Source organism: Streptomyces sp. AcH 505 (assembly GCF_000818175.1).
In the GTDB taxonomy this organism is placed as follows: Bacteria; Actinomycetota; Actinomycetes; order Streptomycetales; family Streptomycetaceae; genus Streptomyces.
Window position 1 is genome coordinate 177,186 of the sequence record NZ_JTIY01000001.1, and the last position, 8,796, is coordinate 185,981.

At 71.4% G+C, this 8,796-nt stretch carries 9 protein-coding genes; all 9 read right to left on the reverse strand.

Annotated elements, in window-relative coordinates:
* Nucleotides 1–82 precede the first annotated feature (82 nt).
* A complete protein-coding gene (locus HY68_RS00725; protein WP_078863367.1) occupies nt 83–1,171 on the reverse strand; it encodes an ADP-ribosylglycohydrolase family protein in 1,089 nt (362 codons plus the stop codon).
* 61 nt (nt 1,172–1,232) lie between these two features.
* A complete protein-coding gene (locus tag HY68_RS00730; RefSeq protein ID WP_041983365.1) occupies nt 1,233–2,552 on the reverse strand; it encodes a sugar ABC transporter substrate-binding protein in 1,320 nt (439 codons plus the stop codon).
* Nucleotides 2,552–3,418: a carbohydrate ABC transporter permease gene (locus tag HY68_RS00735; protein ID WP_041983366.1), complete on the reverse strand. Its 867-nt coding sequence runs from the start codon at nt 3,416–3,418 to the stop codon at nt 2,552–2,554. Before HY68_RS00735 ends, HY68_RS00730 begins: the two co-directional genes overlap by 1 nt.
* Nucleotides 3,415–4,368 (reverse strand): sugar ABC transporter permease, encoded by a 954-nt coding sequence (locus HY68_RS00740; RefSeq protein ID WP_041983368.1) that lies wholly within the window; start codon nt 4,366–4,368, stop codon nt 3,415–3,417. Before HY68_RS00740 ends, HY68_RS00735 begins: the two co-directional genes overlap by 4 nt.
* On the reverse strand, nt 4,365–5,393 hold the full coding sequence (locus HY68_RS00745; RefSeq protein ID WP_241778445.1) for a LacI family DNA-binding transcriptional regulator: 1,029 nt from the start codon (nt 5,391–5,393) through the stop codon (nt 4,365–4,367). The genes HY68_RS00740 and HY68_RS00745 overlap by 4 nt, the downstream gene beginning before the upstream one ends.
* Before the next feature lie 174 nt (nt 5,394–5,567).
* Nucleotides 5,568–6,218: a thymidine kinase gene (locus HY68_RS00750; RefSeq protein ID WP_041983372.1), complete on the reverse strand. Its 651-nt coding sequence runs from the start codon at nt 6,216–6,218 to the stop codon at nt 5,568–5,570.
* Nucleotides 6,219–6,276: 58 nt separating this feature from the next.
* On the reverse strand, nt 6,277–7,473 hold the full coding sequence (locus HY68_RS00755) for a nucleotide pyrophosphatase/phosphodiesterase family protein (RefSeq protein ID WP_041983374.1): 1,197 nt from the start codon (nt 7,471–7,473) through the stop codon (nt 6,277–6,279).
* On the reverse strand, nt 7,473–8,069 hold the full coding sequence (locus HY68_RS00760) for a DUF5998 family protein (protein WP_041983377.1): 597 nt from the start codon (nt 8,067–8,069) through the stop codon (nt 7,473–7,475). The genes HY68_RS00755 and HY68_RS00760 overlap by 1 nt, the downstream gene beginning before the upstream one ends.
* A 115-nt stretch (nt 8,070–8,184) precedes the next feature.
* The coding region (locus tag HY68_RS39980; protein ID WP_041983379.1) for an acetate--CoA ligase family protein at nt 8,185–8,796 on the reverse strand (612 nt) is incomplete at its 5' end.

Sequence of the window (8,796 nt, forward strand, 5' to 3'; positions counted from 1 at the left end):
GGCGCCTCGGCGCCGCCGGTACCGGCGCCCGCCTCGGCCTCCCCCGGCGCGGATCCCTGGTGCTTCAGTTCGGTGCGCGCTGTCACGAGGCGGCCCGTCCTTCCTGGTCGGGTACGAGGAGATCCGCGATGTCGAGCACGTGATAGCCGGCCATGGCGGGCAGACAGCTGCCGCGTACCGGCTTGATCACGGACGACCAGTGCTCGGGGACCGCCCCGTATCCGCCGAGCGCTCCGGCGAGGGCGCCGGCGATGGCGGCTGTCGTGTCGGCGTCGCGGCCCATGTTGACCGCGGTCAGTACGGAGCGGCTGAAGTCGCCGTCGGCCAGGGCGAAGGCGCCGAAGGCGAGGCCGACGGCCTCGGGGGCGAGATCGGTCCAGGGATAGCCGCCGATGACGACGGCGGCCCGCAGCGCACGCTCGCTCTCCAGGACGCTCAGCGACCGGTCGAGCCGCACCCGGCGCGCGGTGGTCACGGCGCGCCGCAGCGACCTGGCGGTCCAGGAGTCCTCGGGGATGACGGAGAGCGCGGCGGTGATCACCTCTGAGCAGCCGGCGCCCGTCATGGCGGCCGCGACACCGGCCGCCGCGGCCTGGCCGCCGTAGATGCCCTCCCCGTCGTGGCTGATGGTGCCGTCGATGGCGACGAGCCGGGCGGCCTCGCCGGGGCGGCCCGCCGCGAACACCCCGAACGGGGCGGCGCGCATGGCGAGTCCGTCGCTCCAGGCGTGCCGGTGCTGGGCGCTGATCGGCGCGGCGAGTCCGCGCCTGAGGTTCTCCAGGGTGCCGCGCTCGCTGAACCCCGCGCCCCTGAAGGGGCCTTCGTCGCGGTCGGCGATCCACAGGTGCCAGGCGGTCTCGACGTCGGCGGTGGTCAGCGCCGCGCCGTGCTCGGCGAGCAGCAGCCCGGAGAGGATCGCGTACTCGGTGTCGTCCGTGCCCGCCGGGTCGTCGCTGACGAAGTCCTCGATACGGCCCCAGCGCTGTCTGATCTGGGACGGCTTCATGTTCTCCGCCGGGGCTCCGAGCGCGTCCCCGACGGCGAGGCCGGTCAGTGCCCCCCGCGCGCGGTCACGTGGGGTGCCCGCCGCCGGCCGGGGCCGGGCGGCTCCGGGGGGCGGGGGCACCGGCGGAGCGCCGGACTCGGACGGTGGGGCGGGTAGTGCGTTCATGCCGTGTGCCGTTTCTTGGTGCTCGGTGTGGCTGGGTGGTGCGTGGTCGGCCGGACAGGACCTAGCTCCGGTAGCGGTCGAAGATGCGGTTGCCGTCCCTGACGAGCTTGTCGCGCAGCGTGCCGAGACCGATCGAGCCGCTGTAGTACTGCTGGAGCGCGGGCGTGGCGATCTTGTCCTTCCATTCGGGGAAGCCGCGCACGCCGAGGACGGGTGAGGCGGTGAGGTGGGCGCCCATGTCGACGCCGACGCTCCAGCCGGTCTTGGCCGTGGCTATCAGCGGGTCGCGCAGCGCGGCGCTGCCGGTGGGCAGCAGCCAGTCGCCGCGGGCGAGTTGGACGAGGTGGCTGTTCTGGGTCATGAAGGCGATGAAGTCGACGGCGGCCTGCTTGTGCGAGCAGTCCTGGGAGACGGACAGGGTCTGGGGGCTGACGCCCTGGGCGCGTCCGCCGTCGGGGGCTTTCTCGCCCACCGGGAGTGGCAGTGTCACCCAGTCGAAACCCTTCGGCGCCTGCTGCTGGACCTGCTGGCGGTACGAGAAGCCGAGCGGCAGCAGGGCGTAGTGGCCTGCGAAGAAGCCCGGCAGCGTGTCACCGCCGCCCATGCCGAGCCCGCTGGCGGGGGCCGAGTGATCGATGTTGACCTGCCGGTTGATGAGTTCGGCGACGGCGGAGTCGGCGGGTCCGAACCGGATCTCGGAGCGGTCGTCGCCCCGGTAGAGGATTCGCCCTCCCGTGGTCATCGCCAGGTTGACGGTCACGTTGACCGGCTCCTTCATCGCCCAGGCGACCCCGTACCGCGAGTCGGCCCGGCCGCCGGGTCCGGTCAGCTCCTTGCAGATGTCCTCGAACTCGCTCCAGGTCCAGGGCCTTTCGGCGGTGGGCAGCCGGATGCCGGCCTTGGCCAGCAGCGGGCGGTTGCCGATCAGGACCCGCGGCTCCTGGAGGAAGGGCACTCCGTAGACGCCGCCGTTGAAGCCGGCCATGTCCCAACTGGACTGCGGGATGCGCTTCTTGAGGTCGGCAGGCAGGTAGCGCGTCAGGTCGGCGAGATCGCCGCCCGAGGCGAAGTCCGTGAGGTCGTTGCCCTCGTCGTGGATGATGTCCGGCGCTGCGCCGCCCTCGAAGGAGGTCAGGAGCTGGTCGTGGACGTTGTCCCAGCTGCCCTGGATGTAGCGGACCCGCACCGTGGGGTGGGACCGGTTCCACTGCGCCACGAGCGCCTTGTTGGCGGCGACGGACTCGGTCTGCCAGGCCAGCGACAGATAGTCGAGGGTGGTGACTCCCCCGGCGCTGTCCGAACCGTCGTCGGAGCAGGCGGAGAGCAGGGTGGCGGCCGCCGCTGTGCCGGCGGCGGCGCCCAGGAACGTACGGCGGCGCATCAGCCCTTCACCGCCCCGGTCATCGCGCTGCCGGTCAGCCGCCTCTGCAGGAAGGCGAAGAAGACCAGGCTGGGGATGGTGGCGAGGACGGAGGCAGCGGCGAGCGGGCCGAGGTCGGCCGCGCCCTCGGCGCCGATGAAATGGGTCAGGATCACGGACATCGTCTGCTTCTCCGGTGACTTGAGCAGGACCAGGGCGAAGAAGAACTCGTTCCAGGCCGTGACGAAGGAGAACATCAGGGTCGCCACGAGGCCGGGCGCCAGCAGCGGCAGTACGACGCTGCGCAGCGTGCGCAGCCTGCCGGCGCCGTCGATCGAGGCGGCCTCTTCGAGGGAGCGCGGTACGGCCTTCACATAGCCCTGGAGCATCCAGAGCGAGAAGGGCAGGTTCCACACGACGTACACGACGATCAGGCCGACCAGCGAGTCGATCAGATGCACGTTCTTCAGCAACAGGAACAGCGGGATGATGATCAGGACCAGCGGGAACATCTGGCTGAGCAGCACCCAGCCGGTGCCGAGCCTGCTGACCACGGACCGGAACCTGACCATCACGTACGCGGCGGGCACGGCGATGGTCACCGAGATCACGGCGGCGACACCGGCGACGATCAGGCTGTTGAGCGCGGAGCGCAGCAGCGGCTGCTCGTCCAGCGCCGAGCGGAAGTTGCCGAGCGTCGGGTGTTCGGGGAGCCAGGTCGGGTTGACGGAGCCGAGTTCCTGCGGGGACTTGAACGCCGTCGACAGCAGCCACAGCAGCGGGAAGGCGAGGAAGACCAGGTAGCAGACGAGGGCGACGTACTGTCCCGTACGGCCCGCGGCGCGCTTGGCCCGGCGCTTCTTCCTGATGGGCAGGGTGGTGCTCACTGCTCGTCCTCCTTCAGGCGGTTGCGCAGGAATACGGCGAGCAGCACGGCGATCACCGCGATCATCACGAATCCCATGGCGGCGGCGTAGCCGAACTGGCCGTACTGGAACGCCTCCTGGTAGGCGAAGAGCATCGGCAGCCGGGTGGCGCCGCCGGGTCCGCCGTTGGTCAGCACGTAGACCAGGCCGAACGAGTTGAAGTTCCAGATGAAGTTGAGCGCGGTGATCGACAGCACCACCGGCTTGAGCGTCGGCCAGGTGACGGTGGCGAAGCGGCGCCAGACACCGGCTCCGTCGAGGGCCGCTGCCTCGTGCAGTTCGAGCGGCACGTTCTGCAGCCCGGCCAGCAGGACGACGGTGGTCTGCGGCATCCCGGCCCAGACGCCGACCACGATGACGGCGGGCAGGGCGAGCGACAGGTCGGAGAGCCAGTCGACGTTGGTGGAGATCAGATGCAGATGGCGCAGCGTGGTGTTGAGGATCCCGGAGTCCGGGTTGTAGACCAGCCGCCACATGATGCCGATGACGACCTCGGGCATCGCCCACGGCACGAGCGCCAGGGTGCGGGCCAGCCAGCGCAGCCGCAGGTTCTGGTTGAGCAGCAGGGCGAGGCCCAGCGACAGCAGGAACTGCAGCGCCGTGACACAGACGGCCCAGATGAGGCCGATCCGGAAGGAGTCCCAGAACAGCGAGTCGAGCCGGAGGTTGGCGAAGTTGGTGAGCCCGGTGAAGGAGGTGGAGCTGGTCCTGCCGGACTGGGCGTCGGTGAAGGCCAGCGACAGGCCGTAGAGCAGCGGCCCGACGCTGAGCACGAGGATCGGGATGAGGGCCGGCAGCAGCAGGAACCAGGCGTCCTTGTCGAGTCCGAGGACCCGGCGCCTGGCGCCCGTGGTGCGGGGCGGCGGGGTGCCCGCCTCGTGCGGGGGCCGCAGCTCGGTGTCGACGCTCATGCGGGCACCGCCGATGACGCCCGTACGACGAGCCGGGGGGCGACCGTCTCGCTGCGTACCGGACTGCCGGGGGGCGCGTCACCGCCGGCGAGCCGGGACACCAGCATGTCGGCGGCGATCCTGCCGCGCTCGGCCGAGCCGAGGTCGACGCTGGTCAGCAACGGCCAGCCGGCCCTGGCCAGTTCGCTGTCGTCCATGCCGACCACCGCCAGATCGCCGGGTATGTCGAGGCCGCGGTCCTGCGCCGCGTGGGCGGCGCCGAGCGCGAGCTGGTCGTTGGCGCAGAAGATGCTGTCGATCGCGGGGTCGGCGGCCAGCAGCCGGTGGGCCGCGGCGGCGCCGGCCTCGATGCCGAACTCGGTGGTCTCCGTCAGCGCGGGGTCGGGGACGATCCCGGCCTCGGTCAGCGCCTTGTGGTAGCCGGCCCGGCGGTTGTGGCCCGGCACGGTGTCGGCGGGCCCGTTGATGAAGGCGATCCTGCGGCGCCCGGTCTCCAGCAGATGCCGGACGGCGAGCACGACTCCGGAGACCGAGTCGGCCCGCACGCTGTCGACCGGCGCGCCCTCGGGCAGCGAGCCGATGACGACGACCGGACCCGCCGCCGCCTCCATGGCGGCGAGATGCGCGTCGGTGACCCGGATCGGGCAGAGGATCAGTCCGTCGCTGGTCCGCTCCGCGAGGCTGCGCACCACGCCCAGTTCGTCCTCGGCGACGGCGTCCGTCGAGTGCAGCAGCAGCCGGTAGCCGAGCGGTTTCGTGACGGCCTGTATCTGACGGACCATCGACACATAGGTGGGGTTGCCTATGTCGGGCATGGCGAAGGTGAGCTGGCGGGTCCTGCCGCCCTTGAGCGAACGGGCCACGGCGTTGGGCACGTAGCCCAGCTCGGCGACGGCCCGCTCGACCCGCCGGACGGTGTCCGGGCGGGCGCCGTGTCCGTTGATGACCCTGGACACCGAGGCGATCGAGACGCCTGCCACCTTCGCGATCGTCTCCACCGTCGGTGGTCCGCTCGACGTCATCATCCTTGCCCCTTTGCTGACACGACGCACATTTACTGACAGAACCATCAACTGGAAACGTTTACAGTTCGGGCCTGAACCACCCCTGCGGAGAGATGGGTTTCCTCAATGTTGCGTACGCGTTTCGCTGTCAGTCAATGAGTTGTGGCTTGGATCACCCGTTACGGTGCCGTCCTGTTATCCGCCGTTGACCGGAAGGACATCGGGCGAGAGCGCGCCCGCCTTGGCGCTGGCCGCCGTCATCCGGCGCCGGTGATGGCGCCTGCACAGCACTTCGTAGCCGATCTCGTCGCCCGCCTGGTGGACGTCGCCGACGACGACCTGCGCGCCCTCGACCACCATCGCGCCGCCGACCGTACGGGCGTTGTGGGTGGCCCGCGCGCCGCACCAGCACAGCGCCTCGACCTGCAACACCTCGACCCGGTCGGCCAGTTCCACCAGCCGCTGCGAGCCGGGGAACAGCTTGGAGCGGAAGTCGGTGGTGATCCCGAAGGCGAAGACGTCCAGATCGAGGTCGTCCACGACCCGGGCGAGCTGGTCGACCTGCTCGGGACCGAGGAACTGCGCCTCGTCGGCGATCACGTAGTCGCACCGGCCGCCGTGCGAGAGGCGGTCCACCAGATACCCGTAGAAGTCGAAGCCGTCGGCTGCCTCGACCGCGTCGGTGACCAGGCCGAGCCGGGAGGACAGCTTGCCCTCGCCCGCCCGGTCGTCCCGGGTGAAGATCATGCCCTGCAGTCCGCGCGCCGACCGGTTGTGCTCGATCTGAAGGGCGAGGGTGCTTTTCCCGCAGTCCATCGTTCCGGAGAAGAACACCAGCTCTGGCATGAGGGGGTGACGGCCTTTCGGTGGGGCGGGTGCGGGGGCGGCAGGGCCCCGGGGGCGGCTACGAGCGTACTTCGAGCAGCGGAACGAGCTGTTCGACGGGGGTCATCGAGCCGTGCATCCCGACCATCGCCGACTCGTGGGGCTCCTGGACCGAGGCCGTGATCACCACGTCGTCGTGCGCAGCCGCCACGACGTCACCGATCCTGCCGTACACCCGCTCGTCCATCTGTCCCGGCGGGCCGAACCAGCCGGCCTCGATCGCCTCGTCCCTGCTCGCGATCCAGAACCGGTCGCCCAGCACCTCGCGCCAGACGGTGAGCACGTCCCCGTGGGCGCCCGGCACCGCGTAGACATGGCGGGCCCTGCCCTCGCCGCCCAGCAGGGCGACCCCGGCGCGCAGCTCCCAGTCCTCGTCGAAGTCGATGCGCGACTCCTCGTCGAACGGGACGTCGATCATGCCGTGGTCGGCGGTCACGTACAGCACGGAGCGCGGCGGCAGTTGCTCGGCGAGCCGCTGCACCAGCCGGTCCGCGTACATCAGCTGGCCGCGCCAGGCGTCGGAGTCGATGCCGAAGCGATGGCCCTTGCTGTCCACCTCGCTGTAGTACGTGTAGACCAGCGACCGGTCGCCCGCCGCGAGCTGGGCGGCGGCCAGATCCATCCGCTCCTCGCCGGAGAGCCGGCCGTGGAAGGTGCCGCCGCTGAGCGCGACCTTGGTGAGCGGGGTGTGGGTGAAGGTCGGCGACGACACCTGCGCCGTGTGCACCCCGGCGGCGTCGGCGCGCTGGAAGACGGTGGGGTACGGCTGCCAGACGTGCGGGTCGGTCCACGGCTTCCAGCGGAGCTGGTTCATCAGCGCGCCGGTGTCCGGGTCGCGCACGGTGTAGCCGGGCAGGCCGTGCGCGGAGGGCGGCAGTCCGGTGCCGACGGAGGCGAGCGAGGTCGCCGTGGTGGCGGGGAAGCCAGCGGTGATCGGGCGGCCCGTCGCGCCGCGCGAGGTGGGCAGCAGCGAGGTCAGGAAGGGGGCCTCGACGGGATGCGCGAGGATCTGCTGCCAGCCGAGGCCGTCGATCAGGAAGACACAGTTCCGGTCGGCGGGGGTCAGTTCGGCGATGGCGGCTGTCATGTCCGGCACGCCCTGCCCCGCCGCGATGGTCGGCAGCAGGTCGGCGAGGGAGCCGCTGCCGTACTCGGGCAGCGGCGCGGTGTCGAGACCGAGCGGCACGGGATCCTGCCAGAGGTGCTGAGCGGCCATCAGCGGGCGGTCGCAGCGGCCGCCGTCGTGGCCTCGGAGAGCGACTGGGCGAAGACGAGCGACTGCCGTACGGCGTCGGGCCCGTCGCCCGCCTCACTGACCCGCAGGCTCAGGTCGTCGGCGGTGGAGCTGCCGGTGTAGCCGTGGTCGGCCTCGCAGTTGGGGTCGCCGCAGGCGGCGGGCTCCAGGTCGATCCGGGAGACGGCGCCCCACCCTATGGTCAGAACGACCTCGCGGGGCAGCGACCCCGGGGTGTACGACTCGGGGTTGGCGACGACCCGGCTGACCACGACGGACGAGATCCGGTCGAGCCTGACCGACTCGGTCGACGTCGTGGCGTACGGCGTGGGCGAGCTGCTGTCGGCGGCCTGCTCGTCGGTGTGGCTCACCACGAACCGGTGGGCGGTCAGGACGAGGACGGTCACATGGCGGCGCACCTCGTTGGAGTCGAAGGTGGTCTCCTGATGCACCAGATACGACTCGACGGGCTCCCCGCCGACAGCGGCCTCCACCGCTTCGGCCACCAGAGCCGGGTAGTAGCCGCTGCGCTCGATCGCCGTGCGCAGCCCCTGGGTCGTCGTACCGGTCTTCGCCATGCGTCACATCCTACGGTGGCCCCATGGCTGCGGGAGACGCCGCGTCGGCTGCGGGAAGACGCCGCGTCCTGGCCGCTCGGGCCTGATCCGAACGCCGGGCCCCGGGCGGCGGGTGTCAGTAGCTGGGGAGGCTGCGGGGGCCGAGGTCGTCGCGGGCCGGCGGCGGTGCGAGACGTACGTGCGCGTCGAGCACGGACAGCCCGTGGGTCGCGACGACGACGGGTTCGAGCGCCACGGAGACGATCTCGGGATGGTCGTCGACCAGCAGCGAGAGCCGCAGCAGCAGTTCTTCCAGGGCCGCCGTGTCGACGGGTGCCGCGCCGCGCCAGCCGAAGAGGAGCGGCGCCGCCCTGATGGACCTGATGAGTTCGGCGACGTCGCGGTCGGTCGCCGGCACCAGCCGGTGCGCGACATCGCCGAGCAGTTCGGACGCGGCGCCCGCGAGACCGAAGGAGAGCACGGCGCCGGCCGCCGGGTCGAACGTCGCGCGTACGACGGTGTCGAGGCCGCGCGGCGCCATCGCCTGGACGACGGGCCGCAGCTCGGCAGGGCTGCCGAGGGCCTCCGTCAGCTCCTGGTACGCGAGCCGCAGCCGCTTCGCGTCGCCGAGTTCCAGCCGTACGCCGCCGAGGTCGGCGCGGTGCCGGAGCCCCGGCGCCGTCGTCTTGAGGGCGACGGGGTAGCCGAGGGTGTCGGCCGCCTCGACGGCGGCGTCGGGGTCCGGCGC

Bases quoted from the DNA above. Each gene is read 5' to 3' on its own strand.
- HY68_RS00745 (WP_241778445.1), bottom strand. From the start codon at position 5,393: ATGATGACGTCGAGCGGACCACCGACGGTGGAGACGATCGCGAAGGTG.
- HY68_RS00755 (WP_041983374.1), bottom strand. From the start codon at position 7,473: ATGGCCGCTCAGCACCTCTGGCAGGATCCCGTGCCGCTCGGTCTCGAC.
- HY68_RS00725 (WP_078863367.1), bottom strand. From the start codon at position 1,171: ATGAACGCACTACCCGCCCCACCGTCCGAGTCCGGCGCTCCGCCGGTG.
- HY68_RS00740 (WP_041983368.1), bottom strand. From the start codon at position 4,368: ATGAGCGTCGACACCGAGCTGCGGCCCCCGCACGAGGCGGGCACCCCG.
- HY68_RS00730 (WP_041983365.1), bottom strand. From the start codon at position 2,552: ATGCGCCGCCGTACGTTCCTGGGCGCCGCCGCCGGCACAGCGGCGGCC.
- HY68_RS00760 (WP_041983377.1), bottom strand. From the start codon at position 8,069: ATGGCGAAGACCGGTACGACGACCCAGGGGCTGCGCACGGCGATCGAG.
- HY68_RS00750 (WP_041983372.1), bottom strand. From the start codon at position 6,218: ATGCCAGAGCTGGTGTTCTTCTCCGGAACGATGGACTGCGGGAAAAGC.